Origin of the sequence: Caballeronia sp. INML1, from assembly GCF_023631085.1 — a bacterium.
GTDB classification, from domain to species: Bacteria; Pseudomonadota; Gammaproteobacteria; order Burkholderiales; family Burkholderiaceae; genus Caballeronia; species Caballeronia turbans.
Genome location: NZ_JALQDT010000048.1, coordinates 49318 through 69281 on the forward strand (window position 1 = coordinate 49318; position 19964 = coordinate 69281).

Consider the following 19964-nt stretch of genomic DNA (forward strand, 5'->3'; position numbering starts at 1 on the left):
ATATGCCCGACATGCTGGTGACGCGCTTGTGACTGTCATTGAAGCTCACGCACAATGAGCCGATCGAGGAAGATACGCACGAAGGCCGATCCAATATAAAAGCACAGGGAGAGTTCCATGCATCGCTTCATTATCGTCGGCGGAGGGGCTGGCGGCCTCGAACTCGCAACTCGTCTCGGCGACCGTTTCGGCTCGACGGATAGCAAGACGCCGCCAAAAGCGCAAGTCACGCTCGTCGACCGCAATCCGACGCATATCTGGAAGCCGCTCCTGCACGAAGTCGCGGCGGGGAGCATGGACCCGTTCACGCAGGAACTCGAATACGCGGCGCAAGCGCTATGGCACGGCTTCGAGTTTCAGCAGGGCGAACTCGTCGGGCTGGATCGCGCGGCGAGGCGCATCACGATCGGCGCGTTACGCGATGAAGAAGCCGGCGAGCTTCTGCCCGAGCGCGAGCTGGAGTACGACACGCTCGTCATCGCGATCGGCAGCACGACGCATTTCTTCGGCGTCGAAGGCGCGCAGCAGAACTCGATCGCGCTCGACACGGTCGGTCAGGCGGAGCTTTTTCGCAAGCGCCTCATCGCGGCCTGCATGCGCGCGGAGCACTTCGCGCCGGAACCGGTTGCGGCGGGCGTGGAGAACGGCGAGGACGAGCCGGGTGTCGATCCGGTGCCGCGCATCCAGGTGGCGATCGTCGGCGCCGGCGCGACGGGTGTCGAATTGTCGGCGGAACTGCGCAATACCGCGCAAGTGCTTTCCGCATACGGATTGCACAAGCTCGACCCGAAGCACGATATCGGCATCGTGCTGATCGAAGCCGGGCCGCGCATCCTGCCCGCGCTGCAGGAGCGCGTGTCCATCGCGACGGCGGAACTGCTCGCCAAGCTCGGCGTGAAGCTCATGACCGGCGAAACGGTCGCGCAGGTGTCGCGCGATGCGATCCGCACGGCGAGCGGCAAGACGATTCGTGCGGATCTCACGGTCTGGGCGGCGGGCATCAAAGCGCCCGCGATCCTCGCCAGTCTCGAGGGTCTGCCGACAAACCGCCTCGGCCAGCTGGTCGTGCGCCGCACGCTGCAAACCGAAACCGACGACCACGTCTTCGCGCTCGGCGATTGCGCCGCGTGTCCGTGGCCCGGCAACGAGCGCAACGTGCCACCGCGCGCGCAGGCCGCGCATCAGCAGGCGAGTTTTCTGTTCAAATCGTTCGAGCGGATGTTGCAGGGCAAGCCGCTGCCCGAGTACACATATCGCGATTTCGGCTCGTTGGTGTCGCTCGGGCATTACAGCGCCGTCGGCAATCTGATGGGCGGGCTGATCGGCGGGAACATGCTGATCGAAGGACTTTTCGCGCGCTTCATGTACATGTCGCTTTACCGGCTGCACATCGCCGCGCTGCACGGCTATGCGCGCATGATGCTCGATACGGTCGCGCACTGGCTGCGCCGCTCCACCGCGCCGCGCGTGAAGCTGCACTGACACGGAATAGAACGCCTGCGCCATTCGTTCAAAGCTGTTTAGAATGGGCGGCGCGCCCGATCCACGGCGCGCGTTCTTCGTCGTGCAGCGCCGCGCTGCGTGCAGCCTCGAGCACGTCGCGCGGTTCCGAGGATCCACGCCGTCGCACTCGATCGCGAACATGATGCGACGGCTCCGCCGCGGGAGCTTTCCATGCTAGACCCTGAAGTCGACAGCCTCGTTCCGCACGTTCCGTTCGATCGACGCACCTTCATCAAGGCGACCTTCGGCACCGGCTTCGCGGCCGCCGTGCTGCCGGTGTCCGCCCAGACCATTCATACCGATTCCGACGGGCTCGAAGCGGGCGCCATCGGCATACGCGGTGCGGACGGCACGCTCGTGCCCGCGTATCGCGCGCAACCGAAGGGCAAGACGCATCTGCCTGTCATCATCGTGATCCACGAGATTTTCGGGGTCCATGAGCATATCGCCGACGTCTGCCGGCGCTTCGCGAAGCAGGGTTATCTCGCGATCGCGCCGGAGTTTTTCACGCGTCAGGGCGATCCGAAGGCGTATTCGTCGATACAGCAGCTAAACGAGCAGGTCGTGTCGAAAGTGCCGGATTCGCAGGTGATCTCCGACATCGATCAGGCCATCAAATGGGCGGGCGAGCACGGCGGCGATACGAAGCGCACGGGCGTCATCGGGTTCTGCTGGGGCGGGCGGTACTCATGGCTGTACGCGGAGCACAACCCGAATCTCAAGGCGGCGGTCGCGTTTTACGGGCGGCTCGTCGGCAACAAGACGGAGATGACGCCGAACAATCCGCTCGATCTCGCGAGTGAACTCAAGGTGCCGGTGCTCGGCCTTTATGGGCGGCAGGATCAGAGCATTCCGCAGGACACCATCGAGCAAATGAAACAGGCGCTCGCCAACGATCCGCCGCCCGCAAAGAACTCGCAGTTCGTCGTCTACGACGACGCGGGGCATGCGTTCTTCGCGGATTATCGTCCGAGCTATCGCAAGGCCGATGCGGAAGACAGCTGGAAGCGCGCGCTCGCGTGGTTCCGCGAGCACGGCGTCAGATAACGACGTTCAGGGATTCGGCCCGGTCGCGACCGGGCGGCCCGGATCGGCGCTCCACTCGCTCCATGAGCCGGGATATAGCGCCGCGCCGTGCAGGCCCGCGATTTCCATCGCGAGCGCGTTGTGGCACGCCGTCACGCCCGATCCGCATTGCAGCACGATGCGGTCCGCCGGTGTCGTGCCGACGAGCGAGCCGAACGCTTCGCGCAGTTCGTGCGCGGTTTTGAAGCGGCCTTCCGCTGTCAGGTTGTTTTTGAAGAAGTGATTGAGCGCGCCGGGGATATGCCCGCCGACGGGATCGATCGTCTCGTTCTCGCCGCGATAGCGGTCGGCGGCGCGGGCATCGATCAGCAGATGGTCGCGCGTGCCGATGCTGCGCTCGATCGCCTGCGCGTCGATGGTCACCTGCAGCGGGGCGCCGGCCTTGAACGTGCCCTGAGACTTCGCCGGTACGGCGCTGTCGAGCGAATTGCCCGCGGCTTCCCACGCTTGCAGGCCGCCGTCGAGCAGCGCGACGGAATCGTGACCGAGCCAGCGCAGCAGCCACCACAGACGCGCGGCGTACATGCCGCCTTGCGCATCGTATGCAACCACTTGCTGCCCCTCGTTCAGGCCGAAGCTCGCGAGCTTCGTGACGAGCGCGGCGCGTTCGGGCAGCGGATGACGCCCGTTCGTGCCCGTCTTGACGCCGGACAAATCGCGGTCCAGATGGAGATAGTGGGCGCCGGGAATATGTCCTTGCGCGTAGGCCTTTTCGCCCGACTCGGGTGCGGCGAGATCGAAGCGGCAATCGAAGACGAGGATGCTGCCGGGCGCGGCGGCCAGCCGTTCGGCGAGATTCGCAGCCGAGATGAGCGTGGTGTAGTGGGTGTGCGGCATGACGGCTCCTGAAGCGGCGCTTTTTGATGCGGGGATGAGCCAATAGTCTAAAAGAAAAAACGGGCTCGAAAGCCCGTCTTTTCTCGATGACTGAACCGCGTTCAGATGCTCCCGAGTTGATGTCGCAGGAACTCGTGGAAGTGCTGCATGCCGGATTCCATCGGGCTTTGATACGGACCGACCTGGTTCTCGCCGCGCGACATCAGCGCGCGGCGGCCGGCGTCCATGCGCTCGGCGATCTCGTCGTCCTCGCGCGCGGTTTCCATATAGGCGGCACGTTCGGCCTCGATGAACTCACGCTCGAAGAGCGCGATTTCCTCGGGATAATAGAACTCGACGATGTTCGTCGTCTTCTGCGTGCCGTGCGGAATCAGCCACGACACGACCAGGACGTGCGGATACCACTCGATCATCAGACCGGGGTAATACACCATCCAGATTGCGCCGAACTCGGGTGGCGTGCCGTTGCGGAAACGCAGTACTTCGTCGTGCCACTTGCGGTATGTCGGGCTGCCCGGCTTTTCCAGATTCTTGTGGACGCCGACGGTCTGGACGCTGTACCAGTCGCCGAATTCCCACTCGAGGTTGTCGCACGACACGAAGCTGCCGAGTCCCGGATGGAACGGCGCGACGTGATAGTCCTCGAGATAGACCTCGATGAAGGTCTTCCAGTTGTAGTTGCACTCATGCACTTCGACGTGATCGAACATGAAGCCCGAAAAGTCGAAATGACGCGCCGTGCCAAGTCTCGCGAGATCCGCGGCGACGTTGCGGCCCTCCGATTCGAAAAGCAGGCCTTGCCAGTTCTGCAGCGGAGTCTTGCCGAGGTTCAGGCAGGGCTTGTCCGCGAAATGGGGCGCACCGAGCAGTTGCCCGTTGAGATCGTAGGTCCAGCGATGCAGCGGGCAGACGATGTTGTCCGCGCTGCCGCGGCCATTGAGCATGATCGCCTGGCGATGGCGGCACACGTTCGACAGCAGCTCGATATCGTTCTGCTGATTACGGACGAGCACGCGCCCTTCGCGCTCGCCGGGGAGCGCGAAATAGTTTCCCGCTTCGGGAACCATGAGTTCGTGCCCGATGTAGCGTGGACCTTGCTTGAAAAGTGTGTCGATTTCGCGCGTAAGAAGCGCTTCGTCAAAGTAAGCCGTGACTGGCAGCTGACTGTGAATGGCATTCAGCTGCAATGCATTGCTCAGATTGGACATTCCCACTCCCGATGAAAACGTGAAAGCAGTGAACAACCCAACCATCGAAGATTCGATTTAGGGAGCCCGCGATTATACCGAAATCCCCCTCCTTGGGGTACTTAAGGTCTTGATTTGGGTATAAATTGTCGCGAGAGTTCCTCGCGATCGCCAGGCAAAAGAGCGCGGACGGCGCGGTCCGCGACGATCGGCGGACAATCCCGCAACGCAGTCTTGGGCGTTCCGCGCGGACGGGATGCGGGTCGAAAATTTGTCTTTTGCCGTAGAATGTGCGACTTGGTTCCAAAAATTCAATTGCACATCCACGATTCATGGCGAAGACCGCTGTCCAGGAAACAGGCGAGCATACCGGCGCCGACGCGCAAAGCGCGGACGCCGCGCAGCTTCCGGAGAATTACGAGGCGGCGCTGGCAGAACTCGAATCGCTCGTCGCGCGCATGGAAGAGGGCGCGCTGAGTCTCGAGGAGTCGCTTGCGGCTTATCGCCGCGGCGCGGCGCTTGTGGGCTTTTGCCAACAGCAGCTCGAAAAAGTCGAGCAGCAGGTACGCGTTCTCGATGGCGAGACGCTCAAGCCGCTGCCCGCCGAGGTACAGCGCGCCACCCAGGGTGCCGGAGCGACAAACGACAACGGGGATGACGACCTATGAACTTCGAACAATGGATGCGCGCGACGCTCGATCGCGTCGAGACGGCACTCGAACACTATCTTCCGGACACGGACATCGCGCCGGCGCGCCTGCATGAGGCCATGCGCTATGCGGTATTGGGCGGCGGCAAGCGCGTGAGACCGCTCCTCGTCCACGCGGCGGGCGAACTGACCGGCGCGAGCGCGCCGGCCGTGGAAGCGGCGAGCGCGGCGCTCGAGATGATTCACGTCTATTCGCTGGTGCATGACGACATGCCCGCCATGGACGACGACGCACTGCGCCGGGGCAAGCCCACGGTACACATCCAATATGACGAAGCGACGGCACTGCTCGTCGGCGACGCGCTGCAATCGCAGGCGTTCGTGGCGTTGACGGCCGAACGCAATGGTCTGGACGATGGCCAGCAAGCCGCGCTGGTGCGCGAGCTCGCCGTCGCGAGCGGTTCGCTCGGCATGGCGGGCGGCCAGGCGATCGACCTCGAAAGCGTCGGTCGCAAGCTGTCGCGCCCCGAGCTCGAGACGATGCATCGCAAGAAAACGGGTGCGCTGTTGCGCGCATCGGTGCGCATGGGCGCGCTCGCGGGCACGGATCCGGGCGCGGACGCGCTCGCCTCGCTGGACCACTATGCCGCCGCGATCGGCCTCGCATTCCAGGTCGTCGACGACATCCTGGACGTCACCGCCGATTCCGCCACGCTCGGCAAGACCGCCGGAAAAGATGCGCAGCACGACAAGCCGACTTACGTGTCGATCATCGGGCTCGATGCATCGCGCGAACTGGCCGCGCAGCTCGGCCGCGACGCGCACGCCGCCATCCAGCCGTTCGGCGCGCGTGGCCAACGCCTGGCCGAGCTTGCCGACCTGGTCGTGAACCGGGTGAATTGATGTTGAACGCGTGACGAACCCCACGGCGCGATAAGCAATAATCGCGCCGAACGATTCACGCCAGTTTTCCTAAAATGGGACGACGATGTACGACTTGCTGAAAACCATCGACGATCCGGCCGATTTACGCGCCCTCGATCGCCGCCAACTGCAACCGCTGGCCGACGAGCTGCGAGCCTACGTGCTCGACAGCGTGTCCCAGACGGGCGGCCATCTGTCGTCCAATCTGGGCACGGTCGAGCTGACGATCGCGTTGCACTATGTGTTCGATACGCCTAATGACCGCATCGTCTGGGATGTCGGTCATCAGACGTATCCGCACAAGATCCTCACGGGCCGCCGTGATCAGATGCCGGGCCTGCGCCAGCGGGGCGGCATTTCCGGCTTCCCGCGCCGCGCCGAGTCCGAATACGACACGTTCGGCACCGCGCATTCGAGCACGTCGATTTCGGCGGCGCTCGGCATGGCGATCGCCAACAAGCTGCAGGGCGACAACCGCTATTCGATCGCGGTGATCGGGGACGGCGCAATGACCGCGGGGATGGCCTTCGAGGCGATGAACAATGCGGGCGTCGCCGACGACGTGCCGCTGCTTGTCATCCTCAACGACAACGACATGTCGATCTCGCCGCCGGTCGGCGCGCTGAATCGCCATCTCGCGCGTCTGATGTCGGGCCGTTTCTACGCTGCGGCGCGCGCGGGTGTCGAACGCGTGCTGCGTCATGCGCCGCCGGTGCTCGATCTCGCCCGCAAGCTCGAAGAGCACGCGAAGGGCATGATCGTGCCGGCCACGCTGTTCGAAGAATTCGGCTTCAACTACATCGGGCCGATCGACGGTCACGATCTCGATTCGCTGATTCCGACGCTTCAGAACATCAAGGAACTGCGCGGCCCGCAGTTCCTGCACGTCGTCACGAAGAAAGGCCAGGGCTACAAGCTCGCCGAAGCCGATCCGGTGCTGTACCACGGCCCGGGCAAGTTCAATCCGGCCGAAGGCATCAAGCCGTCGACGGCGCCTTCGAAGAAGACTTACACGCAGGTGTTCGGCGAGTGGCTGTGCGACGCCGCGGCGCAGGATTCGCGCGTGGTCGGCATCACGCCGGCAATGCGCGAAGGCTCCGGCATGGTCGAATTCGAGAAGCGCTTCCCGGACCGTTATTTCGATGTCGGTATCGCCGAGCAGCACGCGGTCACGTTCGCGGGCGGTCTCGCGGCGGACGGCATGAAGCCCGTCGTCGCCATCTATTCGACCTTCCTGCAACGCGCATACGATCAGTTGATTCACGATGTCGCGCTGCAGAATCTGCCAGTGGTCTTCGCGATCGATCGCGCGGGCCTCGTCGGCGCGGACGGCGCGACGCACGCGGGCAACTACGATCTCGCGTTCCTGCGCTGCATCCCGAATATGACGGTGATGGCGGCATCGGACGAAAACGAATGCCGCCAGATGCTCTACACGGCGCTGCAGCAGCCGAACCCGACAGCCGTGCGTTATCCGCGCGGCGCGGGCACCGGCGTCGCAACCGTCAAGCAAATGACCGCGATTCCCGTCGGCCGTGGCGAGATTCGCCGCGAGTCGTCGCAGAAGCTCGGCTCGGGCAAGCGCATCGCGATTTGCGCGTTCGGCACGATGGTCGCGCCGTCGCTCGCCGCGGCTGAAGAGCTGGATCTGACGGTTGCCAACATGCGTTTCGTAAAGCCGGTCGACGCCGATCTGTTGCGCGAACTCGCCGCGACGCACGATGCCATCGTGACGATCGAAGAAGGCGCGATCATGGGCGGCGCGGGTTCCGCGTGCGTCGAAGCGCTGCTCGCCAGCTCGATCGTGAAGCCCGTTCTGCAGCTCGGTCTGCCCGACATCTTCATCGATCACGGCGATCCGGCCAAGCTGCTCGCGAGCGTCGGCCTTGACTCCGCTGGCATCGTCAAGTCGATTCGCGAGCGCTTCATCGACGCCGTCGAAAGCGCGCACGCAGAGAAGCTGACCAAGCGCGTCGCCTGACGACGCACCGCTCGAACGGCGCGCTCGGGGTGCGCCGTGCATCAACGCTTTGGCACACGGCGCGGGCATCGTCCCGCGCCGTGTGCGCTTGAACGTTTCGAACCGCTCGCGTCATTCGGGACGCGCGGCGCATAAGGACAAAACAAATGAATCAGATGAATCCCGCCTTCGTGATGCCCGATGTCCAGAGCACGCCCGACACGCGTCAGATCGCGATTCAGCGCGTCGGTGTAAAGGGCGTGCGGCATCCGTTGTCGGTGCGCACGGCGAACGGCGTGCAGCCGAGCGTCGGTGTCTGGAATCTCGACGTGCATTTGCCCGCCGACCAGAAGGGCACGCATATGTCGCGCTTCGTCGCGCTGCTCGAAGAGCATCGCGAGCCGCTCGATCAGGCCGCCCTGCGCACGCTCCTCGCCTCGATGCTGGCGAAGCTCGAAGCGCATTCGGGGCGTATCGAAGTGACCTTGCCGTACTTCGTGATGAAGACTGCGCCGGTCTCCGGCGTGCAAAGCCTGCTGGACTACGAAGCGACGTTCATCGCCGAGAAGCGCGATGGCCAAACGCATATGTCGATGAAAGTGCTCGTGCCCGTGACGAGCCTGTGCCCGTGCTCGAAGAAGATCTCGCAATACGGCGCGCACAATCAGCGCTCGCACGTGACGATCCTCGCGCAGCTCGCGGGGGAAGTCGCGGTCGAGGAGCTCATTCGTATCGCGGAGGAAGAGGCGTCGTGCGAACTTTGGGGACTGTTGAAGCGCCCCGACGAGAAGTTCGTGACCGAGCGCGCGTATGAAAACCCGAAGTTCGTCGAGGATCTCGTGCGCGATGTCGCCACGCGTCTGAACGCCGACGAGCGCATCGTCGCGTATGTGCTCGAAGCGGAGAACTTCGAGTCGATCCACAATCACAGCGCGTATGCGGTGATCGAGCGGGACAAGCGCCGCGACGCCTGAGCCCGCCTTCAGGCGAGCGCCGTTTCCTCAGGAACGTGCGCTGCCCGCACTGAAGCCATCACCAGCGCCGCCAGCCGCTCGACCGGCGGCGACGCGCTCCCCGATGCGCGATGCAGCGCGAGCGGGATCGAAGGCAGCGCCGGCAATTCACCTTCGCCGGCATCGAGCGCCCGAACCGTCGATGGCAATCCATAGCTCGTTCGCACGGTGACGCCCAGACCTGCGGCCGCCGCTGCCCACAATCCCGACAAGCTCGGGCTCGTGAACGCCACGCGCCATTTGATGCCCGCGCGATCCAGCGCCGCGGCCGCCGCGCTGTGAAAGAGACACGGACGATCGAACGCGATGAGCGGTAGAGCCTCGTCGGCGCTGAACTGCCACGGAACCGTCGACGACGCGATCCAGCGCATCGGCGGCGCGGCGATCGGCTCGGCGATCATCGCGGCGTTGCGGTCGTCGGTCACGCCTGCCGCGCCCCACACGAGCGCAAGATCGAGCTGTCCGGTATCGATGCGCTCCAGCAACTCGGTGTTACGCGCCACACGCGCTTCGATCCGCACCTTCGGATGCGCCCGCGCGAACCGGCCGAGCACGTCCGGAAGCACGACTTCGCCGAAATCCTCCTGCAGCCCGAGCCGGATCCAGCCTTCCAGATCGACGCCGCGAATCGCGACGGCGGCTTCGTCGTTCAGTTCGACGAGGCGCCGCGCATAGCCAAGCATCACTTCGCCCGCGTCGGTGAGCGCGAGTCCGCGCCCCGACTTGCGAAAGAGCGGCGCGCCCGCCTGTTCCTCCAGTTTGCGTAGCTGCGCGCTTACCGCCGACGTCGAGCGCCCGACACGGTCCGCCGCCTTCGCGAAGCTGCCCAGATCCATTCCCGCGACAAAGCTGCGCAGCACCGCGAGATCGAATGTCGTCTGGCTCATGGCAATCGTCCTGATTTTCTGAATGGTCGATGAAAAACTTTGTGATTTTCAGGACGATCCTAAGCCTTCAAACTGGCCGCAGTCAAATTCGATATGGACTGCATGATGGCCACTTCTCTTGTTGAAGGCGCTTACGCATTCGGTGACGCACATCGCTGGAAAGTGCTGGGCGTCGGCGTGGCGGCAAACGCGAGCTTCTCGGCTGCCGCGGCGGGCATTCCGACCACGGCCGTATGGATGCGCAGCGGCTATCACCTCAGCAACAGCGAACTGGGACTCGTGCTCGGCGCGCTGGGTTTGGGCGTCGCGGCGTCCGAACTGCCGTGGGGCGTGCTGACCGATCGCTGGGGCGACCGTCCGGTCTTGCTGACGGGTTTGCTCTCCACGGCTGCCATGCTCGTCGCGATGAGTGTTTTCGCGGCGCCGTCGTCGGCCACGCTCGGCTGGCTCGTTTTCTCGATGTGCGTGCTCGGTCTCCTGGGCGGCAGCGTCAACGGATCGAGCGGCCGCGCGGTGATGGCGTGGTTCGCGGACGGCGAGCGCGGCCTCGCGATGAGCATCCGGCAAACCGCCGTGCCGCTCGGCGGCGGCATCGGCGCGGGATTGTTGCCGTGGCTCGCGTCGTCGCATGGCTTTGCGGCGGTCTACGGCGCGCTCGCGGCGATGTGTGCGGTCTCCGGCGCGTTCGCCTGGCGCTGGCTGCACGAATCGCCGAACGCGGCGCATCGTGCCGTGACGGCCAAAGGCGCCCCGCCGCTGAAGAACACGCTGGTCTGGCGCGTCGTGCTCGGCATCGGCATTCTGTGCGTGCCGCAATTCGCGGTGCTGACTTTCGCGACCGTGTTCCTGCACGATGCCGGCCATTTCGGCGTGACCGCGATCAGCGCGACGATGGGCGCGATCCAGCTCGGCGCGATGGTCATGCGCGTCTGGAGCGGCCGTCACACGGATCGTCACGGCAACCGGCGTGCGTACTTGCGGGGATCGGTGATCGTAGCGTCGGCGTCCTTCGTCGTGCTGGCGGCGGCGATCGCGGGCGGCGCGGCGCACGCACCCGTGTTGCTCTCGGCGATGCTCATCATCGCGGGGATTTGCGTGTCGGCCTGGCACGGCGTCGCGTACACCGAACTGGCGACGCTCGCCGGCACCGAACGCGCCGGCACCGCGCTCGGCATGGCGAATACGGCCGTGTACGCCGGGTTCTTCGTCACGCCGCTCGTCATTCCGCATGTGCTCGCGGCGAGTTCGTGGCCGATCGTATGGCTGGCGGCGGGCGTCTGCGCGTCGCTGGCGTTGCTGTTGTTTCCGAGGCCCGCGCGACCTTAAACTGGCCGTCCGAGAAATCGACCACGGAGCGCATCTTGATCCTCATCGGCCAATACGATTCCCCGTTCGTCCGGCGCGTCGCCATCGCGCTGAATCTATACGGCATGGCTTACGAGCACCGCCCATGGTCCGTATTCGGCGATGCCGACAAGGTCGCGCCCTTCAATCCGCTGATCCGCGTGCCGACGCTCGTGCTCGATTCCGGCGATGTGCTCCTCGAGAGCGCGCTGATCCTCGACTATCTCGACGAGCAGGCGGGCGAGCGCGCGCTGATTGCATCGAGCGGCCCGCAGCGCCGTGAAGCGCTGAAGGTCTGCGCGCTAGGGACGGGCCTCGCCGATAAAGCCGTCGCGCTCGTCTACGAGCGCGTGCTGCACAAGGAGAAATCGCAGGCCTGGCTCGATCGCTGCACGGGGCAAGTCGAACGCGTGCTGAACGCGCTGGAAGCGGACCGCGCCGCGCGCGCGACGCAATACTGGTTCGGCGAGTCGATCGGTCACGCGGACATCGCCGTGGCCTGCGCGCTGCGCTTCGCGCGGGAGGCGCATCCGGAGATCGTCAGCTCGACGCGCTGGCCGACGCTCATCGGTCATAGTGATCGCTGCGAGACGCTGCCCGTGTTCCAGTCGATCGTGCAGCCTTTCAATCCGCCGCGATGAACGCTCAGGCGCGCGAAAGCGACGTGAGATCCCAGCGCGGCTTCACGGTGAACGCGTAGTCGCGCACGGCCTGCTCGGGCCAGCGCGACAGGCGCAACGCGCCGGCGAGCGCGATCATCGCGCCGTTGTCGGTGCACAGCGAGAGATCGGGGTAGTGCACGTCGAAGCGGCGTTTTTTCGCGGCCGCCGACAACGCCTCGCGCAACTGCCTGTTCGCGCCGACGCCGCCCGCCACGACGAGACGCTTCAGGCCCGTTTTCTTCAGCGCGGCGAGCGACTTGGCGACGAGCACATCCACGGCCGCATCGACAAAACCGCGCGCGAGATCGGCTTTCGCCTGCTCGCAGACGTTGTTGCCGAGCTTGCGACTATGCGTGAGCACGGCGGTTTTCAGGCCGCTGAAGCTGAAATCGAGATCGCCGGAATGCAGCATCGGACGCGGCAGCGTAACCGCGCCGGGCGTGCCGAATTCCGCGAGCCGCGACACTTCCGGCCCGCCCGGATAGCCGAGGCCGAGCAGCTTCGCGGTCTTGTCGAAGGCTTCGCCGGCGGCGTCGTCGAGGGTTTCGCCGAGCGTCTCGTAGACGCCGACATCGGTCACGCGCATGAGCTGCGTATGTCCGCCCGACACGAGCAGGGCGACGAACGGAAACGGCGGCGGCGCATCGACGAGCAGCGGCGACAGCAGATGCCCTTCCAGGTGATGAATGCCGACGGTCGGCTTGTCCCACGCCATCGCCAGTGAATTCGCGATGCTCGCGCCGACGAGCAGTGCGCCCGCGAGGCCCGGCCCCTGCGTGAACGCGATGGCGTCGATGTCGCCGCGATTCGCGCCGGATCGCTCGAGCACTTCCTCCAGCAACGGCAGCGCGCGACGGATGTGATCGCGCGAAGCCAGTTCCGGCACGACCCCGCCGTAATCGCGATGCATCGCGATTTGCGAGTGAAGGGCGTGTGAAAGCAGCCCGCGCTCGGTGTCGTAGAGGGCGAGGCCGGTTTCGTCGCAGGAGCTTTCGATGCCGAGAACGAGCATGGATTCAATGCGTTAGAGGGAACAGAAAAGTATAGCAGCGCCCGTCAACGAGCGTGCCGAAGGTAGAATGCGCGCCATGGAATCCTTCGATATTGCCGTCATCGGCGCGGGCGCGGCCGGCATGATGTGCGCGGCCGTGGCCGCTCAATCCGGGCGCCGCGTCGTGCTCATCGACCACGCCGAGCGCCTGGCCGAGAAAATCCGCATCTCCGGCGGCGGACGTTGCAACTTCACCAACATCAATGCGCAGCCGGCCAATTTTCTGTCGGCGAATCCGCATTTCTGCCGCTCCGCGCTCGCACGCTATACGCCGCGCGATTTTCTCGCGCTCCTCAAGCAATACCGCGTCAAGTGGCATGAAAAGCACAAGGGCCAGCTCTTTTGCGACGACTCCAGCGAAACCATCATCGACGTGCTGAAAAGCGAGTGCGACGCGGGCGGCGTCGCGTGGCGGCGTCCGGTCGTCGTGCATGAGATCCGGCACGGCGGCGCGCGCTTCACGCTCGATACGACCGCGGGCGCGATCGGCGCGACGGCGCTCGTGATCGCGACGGGCGGCCTGTCGATTCCCAAGATCGGCGCGACGGAGTTCGGCTATCGCGTCGCGAAACAGTTCGGCCACAAGCTCGTCGATACGCGTCCGGCGCTGGTGCCGCTCACGTTCACGTCGGCGGACTGGGCGCCGTTCGCCGCGCTCTCGGGGCTTTCGTTGCCTGTGCGCATCAGCACGGGCCGCGGCAAGACGCGCGGCGAGTTCGACGAAGACCTGCTGCTGACGCATCGCGGCGTGTCGGGGCCGGGCGTGCTGCAGATTTCGAGCTACTGGAATACGTCGGAGCCGATTCACGTCGACCTGCTTCCCGATGCCGATGCCACTGACATGCTGCTCGAAGCCAAAGCGGGCTCGAAGAAGCAGATCGGCAACTTTCTGGCCGAGCACGTGCCGGCGCGTCTCGCGCACGCGTGGCTCGAAGCGCAGCACGTTTGCGTCGATGCGCGCCTCGCCGATTTGCCCGACCGCACGCTGAAGGCGATCGGCGCGTCGCTGTCCAGCTGGACCCTCACGCCGAGTGGCACCGAAGGCTACCGGAAGGCGGAGGTCACGCGCGGCGGCGTCGACACCCGCGAGCTTTCGTCCACGACGATGATGAGCGAACGCGTCGCCGGGCTCTATTTCATCGGCGAGGCCGTCGATGTCACTGGCTGGCTCGGCGGTTATAACTTTCAGTGGGCGTGGGCGTCGGGCGTCGCGGCGGGCAAGGCCGCCGGCGAGTTCGCACGACACGCGGCGACGGCCGCCTGAGCGCGCCCGGCCGGGGGTTTTGGCGAGTCTCGAAACGCGGACCCGTTTGCTATACTCGGACGGTCATCGGAGGATTCTCTCCGCTCTGGCAGGCGCTAGAACGGTTAGCGTGGCACGGGGCGCTGCATCCCTTTGCCGCGTCTCAAAACGGCCCGCTAAAAGTCCCGCTTGAGGAGGCGTTCCCAAGCGGGTTTTTGCTTTCGCGGGGTAACCGCGCGCCGGCCTGAATCCATATTTCGCAATTGCACCGGGTGAACGATGAGCCTCAAAGACCAGATCAGCGACGACATGAAGACTGCGATGCGCGCAAAGGAAACCGAGCGCCTCGGCACGATTCGACTGCTGCTCGCGGCAATCAAGCAGCGTGAAGTCGACGATCGCGTCACGCTCGACGACGCGGGCATCACCGCCGTCATCGACAAGATGATCAAGCAGCGCAAGGATTCGATCAGCCAGTTCGAAGCCGCAGGCCGCACGGATCTCGCCGACAAGGAAAAAGCGGAGCTGGCGGTGTTGGCGGCATACATGCCCGAACAGCTTTCCGCCGATGCGATCGCCGCCGAAGTGCAGGCCGCCGTCGCCGCGACGGGCGCCGCCGGCCCGCAGGACATGGGCAAGGTCATGGGCGTGCTGAAGCCGAAGCTCGCGGGCAAAGCCGACATGACCGCGGTCTCCGCGCAGGTGAAAGCCGCACTCGCCAAGTAATTTCCGCCGCTCCTGATTCGGTGATTCCGCACGCTTTCCTGCAGGATTTGCTCAACCGCGTCGATATCGTCGACGTGGTGGGCCGCTACGTCCAGTTGAAAAAGGGCGGGGCGAACTTCATGGGTCTGTGCCCTTTTCACAATGAAAAGAGCCCGTCGTTCACGGTGAGTCCGACCAAGCAGTTCTATCACTGCTTCGGCTGCGGCGCGCACGGCACCGCGATCGGCTTTCTGATGGAACACACCGGCCTTACGTTTCCCGAGGCCGTGAAGGAGCTTGCGCAAGGCGCGGGCCTCACGGTTCCGCAGGAGCCATCGAACGCCTTCCGGGGCGGCAGCGGTGGCGAAAGCGCGCCGAGCAAGGCGGTCAGCGTCGCACTGACGGAAGTCATGCAGACCGCGTGCGATTTTTATCGGAAGCAACTGCGCGGCGCGCCCAACGCCATCGCGTATCTGAAGAATCGCGGCCTCACCGGCGAAGTCGCCGCGCGCTTCGGACTCGGATACGCACCGGATGGCTGGCAGAACCTCGAGTCGGCATTTCCCGATTATCGGGATGACAACCTCGTCGAATCGGGGCTCGTGATCGTCAGCGAGAAAACGGATTCGCAGGGACAGGCGCGGCGCTACGATCGCTTCCGCGAGCGCGTGATGTTCCCGATCCGCAATGTGAAGGGCAACGTGATCGGCTTCGGCGGGCGCGTACTCGATAGCGGCGAGCCGAAGTATCTGAACTCGCCGGAGACGCCGCTGTTCAGCAAGGGAAGCGAGCTTTACGGACTGTTCGAAGCGCGTCTGGCGATTCGTGAACTGGGCTACGTGCTCGTCGTCGAAGGGTATATGGATGTAGTCGCCCTCGCGCAACTCGGCTTTGCGAACGCCGTGGCGACGCTCGGCACGGCCTGCACGCCGATCCACGTGCAGAAGCTTTTTCGTCAGACCGACACCGTGGTATTCAGCTTCGATGGCGATTCGGCGGGCCGCCGCGCCGCGCGCCGGGCGCTTGAAGCGGCGCTGCCGCATGCGGCGGACAACCGGACGATCAAGTTCCTTTTTCTGCCGAAGGAGCACGACCCGGACAGCTACGTGCGCGAGTTCGGCACGGACGGATTTGGCGAGCAGGTCGACCGGGCGATGCCGCTGTCGCAGTTTCTCCTGAATGAGGTGCTGAACGACAAGGAACTGGAGCAGCCCGAGGGCCGCGCGAAGGCGCTCTTCGACGCCAAGCCGCTGCTTCAGGCGTTGCCGGCGAATGCGTTGCGGGTGCAGATCCTGCATATGCTCGCAGACCGGCTCGACACGCCGTTTACCGAGATCGCGGCGCTGTGCGACATCGATTCACGCGCGGCGGCCGTCGCCCGCGCGAACGTGCCGAAGAGCGAGCGCCGGCGTGTGACGGGGCAGGAACAGCGCGCGCTGCGCAATCTGGTGATGTACCCGGGCATCGCGGCATCGCTCGATCAGGACAGCGAGCGCACCCTCGTGACGATGACCGAGCACGGCGAGTTGTTCAGCGAGGTGGTGTCGCACGCGCGCGAACTCGGCGATGCGGCGGAGTTCCAGTTGCTATCGGAGATCTTGAGAAATGCAGCAAACGCGCCAACGTACGACGATATCTTCCAGGAAATTCTCGCCTATGATGAAAACGTTCGCGATTTGCTGATGCGCGACCCGGCCGACGAGGACGCGGCGCAGCGAGTCGAGGAACAGAAGCGCCTGCTCGCCGAAGAGCTGCAGGCGACGGTCTTGAAGTTGCGGCACGACAGTTATCGGGCGCGGCTCGATCAACTGGCGCGGCAGTCCAGCTTGTCGGCGGAAGAGGTCGCGGAGTTCTCGGATCTGTCGGCGAGGGTCGCACAGATCAAGGCTGGGCGGGGTGCGAGCCCGGATGGCGGAAAGTGAAATGCTATAATAAAAAGTTCAAAATGAATTGTTTTTTGTCAACGGTTCGAACGTTTTGGTTGCTCTGACGAGGCGGCTGGGGCGGCGAAACGCGAGCAATCGACGAAAGCATTTGGATAGTTTTAGCGGTAGTGCCGGCGTGGTCGTCCGGTACGGGAAGAGGAAAGAAGCAGGAAGCTGTTGGCGGTATCGGATCTCGGGAATGCGGCGTGGTGGTACGTGGTGCACGCCGCATAAATCTTACAAAAGAGGCCGTTAAGCACGCCGACGAACAGACGGGCATAAGGGAAGCGGCTGCTATTGAGGGTAGGGCGAGGAGACGATTCACACTCGTTCGAACCTCGATGGCGCCCCGGGCAGGGCACGCAGGACGAAGCAGCGTGCGCGTATTGGGTATTCACGGTTCCATCGGCTGTTGTCCAGCAGCCGCGAGTCGAGACTAGAGCCGGTATGGCGAACTCCATGACGAAAAAGCTGAACGATGTATCCGTCGAAGACGACGCAGTGCAAAACGCAGAGTCCGGCGCCGCGCCTGCGGCGAAGGTCGAAAAGGCCAAGGCTCGCGATCGCCGCGCGAAGGAAAAAGCGCTCCTGAAGGACGCGTTCTCGTCGAGCGCGCCCGGTACCGTGGAGGAACTCGAAGAGCGGCGCTCGAAACTGCGCGCGCTCATCAAGCTCGGCAAGGAGCGCGGTTTCCTCACTTACGGTGAAATCAACGATCACCTCCCGGACAACTTCACGGAAACCGAGGCGATCGAAGGCATCATCAGCACGTTCAATGACATGGGCGTGGCGGTGTACGAACAAGCGCCGGATGCCGAGACCCTGCTTCTGAACGACAACGCGCCGAATGCCTCGTCCGACGATGAGGTCGAGGAAGAAGCGGAAGTCGCGCTATCCACTGTCGATTCCGAATTCGGCCGCACCACTGATCCGGTGCGCATGTACATGCGCGAGATGGGCACGGTCGAGTTGCTGACGCGCGAAGGCGAAATCGAGATCGCGAAGCGTATCGAGGATGGCCTGAAGCACATGGTCATGGCGATCTCAGCGTGCCCGACGACCATCGCCGATATCCTCGCGATGGCCGAGCGTGTGCAGAACGAAGAAGTGCGCGTCGATGAACTCGTGGACGGCCTGATCGACCCGAACGCCCAGGACACCGATGGTTTCTCCGAACAGGAAGCCGAGGCGATCGAGTCCGAAGACGAGGAATCCGAGGAAGAGGGCGACGAGGAAGAGGAAGAAGAGGACGACGGCAGCGCGCAGGCGAGCGCGAACGCCGCGCAACTCGAAGCCCTCAAGACCCAGTCGCTCGAGAAGTTCGGGCTCATCAGCGAATGGTTCGACAAGATGCGCCGCGCCTACGAGAAGGAAGGCTACAAGTCGAAGGCCTATCTGAAGGCGCAGGAAGCCATCCAGACGGAGCTCATGAACATCCGCTTCACGGCGCGCACCGTCGAGCGTCTGTGCGATACGTTGCGCGCGCAGGTCGATGAGGTGCGCCAGGTCGAGCGACAGATACTGCACACAGTCGTCGACAAGTGCGGCATGCCGCGCGCGGAGTTCATCACGCGCTTCCCCGGCAACGAGACGGATCTCGAATGGTCCGACAAGGTCGTCGCGGAAGGGCATGAGTACAGCGCGGTGCTGGAGCGCAATATTCCGGCTATCCGCGAGCAGCAGCAGCGTCTGCTGGATCTTCAGGCGCGGGTCGTGTTGCCGCTGAAGGACCTGAAGGAAACCAACCGTCAGATGGCGGCGGGCGAATTGAAGGCCCGTCAGGCGAAGCGCGAAATGACCGAGGCGAACTTGCGTCTCGTAATTTCCATTGCGAAGAAGTACACGAACCGCGGGCTGCAGTTCCTCGATCTGATCCAGGAAGGCAACATCGGTCTGATGAAGGCGGTGGACAAGTTCGAATATCGTCGTGGCTACAAGTTCTCGACCTACGCGACGTGGTGGATCCGCCAGGCCATCACGCGCTCGATCGCGGACCAGGCGCGCACGATCCGCATTCCGGTTCACATGATCGAGACGATCAACAAGATGAACCGGATCTCGCGACAGATTCTGCAGGAAACCGGCCTCGAACCGGATCCGGCGACGCTTGCCGAGAAGATGGAGATGCCGGAGGACAAGATCCGCAAGATCATGAAGATCGCGAAGGAGCCGATCTCCATGGAGACGCCTATCGGCGATGACGACGATTCGCATCTCGGAGACTTCATCGAGGATACGAACACGGTGGCGCCCTCCGATGCCGCGCTGCATGCGTCGATGCGCGATGTCGTGAAGGACGTGCTCGATTCGTTGACGCCGCGCGAGGCGAAGGTGCTGCGGATGCGGTTTGGCATCGAGATGAGCACGGATCACACGCTCGAAGAGGTCGGCAAGCAATTCGACGTGACGCGCGAGCGGATACGCCAGATCGAGGCGAAGGCGCTGCGGAAGCTGCGGCATCCGAGCCGGTCGGACAAGCTGAAGTCGTTTTTGGAAGGCAACTGACGGGACTTGTTTTGAGAGGCGTTGTGAGGCAAACTCGCAACCCTTCGCAGTCGCCTCGCGCAATGTTCGGAAGTAACAGAAAGCGCCGACATCGGCGCTTTCTTTTTGCCCTCCGCGTTAAAGGGCCGGAAGCTTAACTGGTATAAGCTGTCGACTCATAATCGACCGATAGTGGGTTCGAGTCCCACCCGGCCCACCATTCATTTCTTCGTTATATCAAACGGTTATGTGCCGTTAAGCATAAAATGGCCACCTGGACACGTTATGCTTTAATGTCCGATAGGCCAAGTTATGCTTGAACGGCGAACTCGGTTGCAGGAGCCGCCAACTGAGGTACGGCGCGCCAGGGGAACGTCCGCCACCCAGGGCTGTCGCGAAAACGACACAGCTGGAGTACGGATGAAGTGCGCTCTGGCGACTGCCGTTTCAAGCCGACGCTCCGCAGGTGGTTGCGCCTGCACTCAACCCGCGCAGCCCCCTATA

General features: G+C 64.0%; 16 protein-coding genes and 1 tRNA gene. 13 read left to right on the plus strand and 4 right to left on the minus strand.

What is annotated here, in order from left to right; all coding sequences use genetic code 11:
• Positions 1-117: 117 nt before the first annotated feature.
• Positions 118-1482, plus strand: a complete 1365-nt coding sequence (locus tag NCR38_RS14580; RefSeq protein WP_061118311.1) for an NAD(P)/FAD-dependent oxidoreductase — start codon at positions 118-120, stop codon at positions 1480-1482.
• Positions 1483-1674: 192 nt separating this feature from the next.
• The gene (locus NCR38_RS14585; protein WP_061118310.1) at positions 1675-2550 is read left to right on the plus strand and encodes a dienelactone hydrolase family protein; all 876 of its coding nucleotides are present in this window, start codon (positions 1675-1677) and stop codon (positions 2548-2550) included.
• A gap of 6 nt (positions 2551-2556) precedes the next feature.
• Here NCR38_RS14585 and NCR38_RS14590 read toward each other — a convergent pair whose 3' ends face one another.
• Positions 2557-3426: a sulfurtransferase gene (locus NCR38_RS14590; protein WP_061118309.1), complete on the minus strand. Its 870-nt coding sequence runs from the start codon at positions 3424-3426 to the stop codon at positions 2557-2559.
• 101 nt (positions 3427-3527) lie between these two features.
• Positions 3528-4634: an aromatic ring-hydroxylating dioxygenase subunit alpha gene (locus NCR38_RS14595; RefSeq protein WP_061118308.1), complete on the minus strand. Its 1107-nt coding sequence runs from the start codon at positions 4632-4634 to the stop codon at positions 3528-3530.
• A gap of 311 nt (positions 4635-4945) precedes the next feature.
• On the opposite strand from NCR38_RS14595, the gene NCR38_RS14600 reads away from it, so the two are divergent.
• The 4 genes from NCR38_RS14600 (at position 4946) to folE2 (ending at position 9120) form a co-directional block, all read left to right on the plus strand.
• Positions 4946-5281: an exodeoxyribonuclease VII small subunit gene (locus tag NCR38_RS14600; protein ID WP_061118307.1), complete on the plus strand. Its 336-nt coding sequence runs from the start codon at positions 4946-4948 to the stop codon at positions 5279-5281.
• Complete coding sequence (locus tag NCR38_RS14605; protein WP_061118306.1) at positions 5278-6165, plus strand: polyprenyl synthetase family protein; 888 nt, start codon at positions 5278-5280, stop codon at positions 6163-6165. Before NCR38_RS14600 ends, NCR38_RS14605 begins: the two co-directional genes overlap by 4 nt.
• A gap of 85 nt (positions 6166-6250) precedes the next feature.
• Complete coding sequence (dxs, locus tag NCR38_RS14610) at positions 6251-8167, plus strand: 1-deoxy-D-xylulose-5-phosphate synthase (RefSeq protein ID WP_061118305.1); 1917 nt, start codon at positions 6251-6253, stop codon at positions 8165-8167.
• 146 nt (positions 8168-8313) lie between these two features.
• Positions 8314-9120, plus strand: coding sequence for a GTP cyclohydrolase FolE2 (gene folE2, locus NCR38_RS14615; RefSeq protein ID WP_061118304.1), 807 nt, complete (start codon positions 8314-8316; stop codon positions 9118-9120).
• Between the two features lie 8 nt (positions 9121-9128).
• Here the strand turns inward: folE2 and NCR38_RS14620 are convergent, their stop codons facing one another.
• Complete coding sequence (locus tag NCR38_RS14620) at positions 9129-10046, minus strand: LysR substrate-binding domain-containing protein (RefSeq protein WP_061118303.1); 918 nt, start codon at positions 10044-10046, stop codon at positions 9129-9131.
• Between the two features lie 102 nt (positions 10047-10148).
• On the opposite strand from NCR38_RS14620, the gene NCR38_RS14625 reads away from it, so the two are divergent.
• Both NCR38_RS14625 and NCR38_RS14630 read left to right on the plus strand, forming a co-directional pair.
• Positions 10149-11372 carry an MFS transporter gene (locus NCR38_RS14625; protein WP_086961064.1) on the plus strand — a complete coding sequence of 408 codons (1224 nt, stop codon included), beginning with the start codon at positions 10149-10151 and terminating at the stop codon, positions 11370-11372.
• A gap of 35 nt (positions 11373-11407) precedes the next feature.
• Positions 11408-12031 (plus strand): glutathione S-transferase family protein, encoded by a 624-nt coding sequence (locus NCR38_RS14630; RefSeq protein WP_061118301.1) that lies wholly within the window; start codon positions 11408-11410, stop codon positions 12029-12031.
• Between the two features lie 4 nt (positions 12032-12035).
• Here the strand turns inward: NCR38_RS14630 and tsaD are convergent, their stop codons facing one another.
• The gene (tsaD, locus tag NCR38_RS14635) at positions 12036-13064 is read right to left on the minus strand and encodes a tRNA (adenosine(37)-N6)-threonylcarbamoyltransferase complex transferase subunit TsaD (RefSeq protein ID WP_061118300.1); all 1029 of its coding nucleotides are present in this window, start codon (positions 13062-13064) and stop codon (positions 12036-12038) included.
• 76 nt (positions 13065-13140) lie between these two features.
• On the opposite strand from tsaD, the gene NCR38_RS14640 reads away from it, so the two are divergent.
• The 5 genes from NCR38_RS14640 (at position 13141) to NCR38_RS14660 (ending at position 19680) form a co-directional block, all read left to right on the plus strand.
• Entirely contained in the window at positions 13141-14367 is a 1227-nt protein-coding gene (locus tag NCR38_RS14640) for an NAD(P)/FAD-dependent oxidoreductase (RefSeq protein WP_061118379.1), read from the plus strand.
• A gap of 258 nt (positions 14368-14625) precedes the next feature.
• Positions 14626-15072 (plus strand): GatB/YqeY domain-containing protein, encoded by a 447-nt coding sequence (locus tag NCR38_RS14645; RefSeq protein ID WP_061118299.1) that lies wholly within the window; start codon positions 14626-14628, stop codon positions 15070-15072.
• Positions 15073-15092: 20 nt separating this feature from the next.
• Positions 15093-16973: a DNA primase gene (gene dnaG / locus NCR38_RS14650; RefSeq protein WP_061118298.1), complete on the plus strand. Its 1881-nt coding sequence runs from the start codon at positions 15093-15095 to the stop codon at positions 16971-16973.
• Positions 16974-17423: 450 nt separating this feature from the next.
• Positions 17424-19481 carry an RNA polymerase sigma factor RpoD gene (rpoD, locus tag NCR38_RS14655; RefSeq protein WP_086961053.1) on the plus strand — a complete coding sequence of 686 codons (2058 nt, stop codon included), beginning with the start codon at positions 17424-17426 and terminating at the stop codon, positions 19479-19481.
• A 122-nt stretch (positions 19482-19603) separates the two neighbouring features.
• Positions 19604-19680, plus strand: a tRNA-Ile gene (locus tag NCR38_RS14660).
• Positions 19681-19964 lie beyond the last annotated feature (284 nt).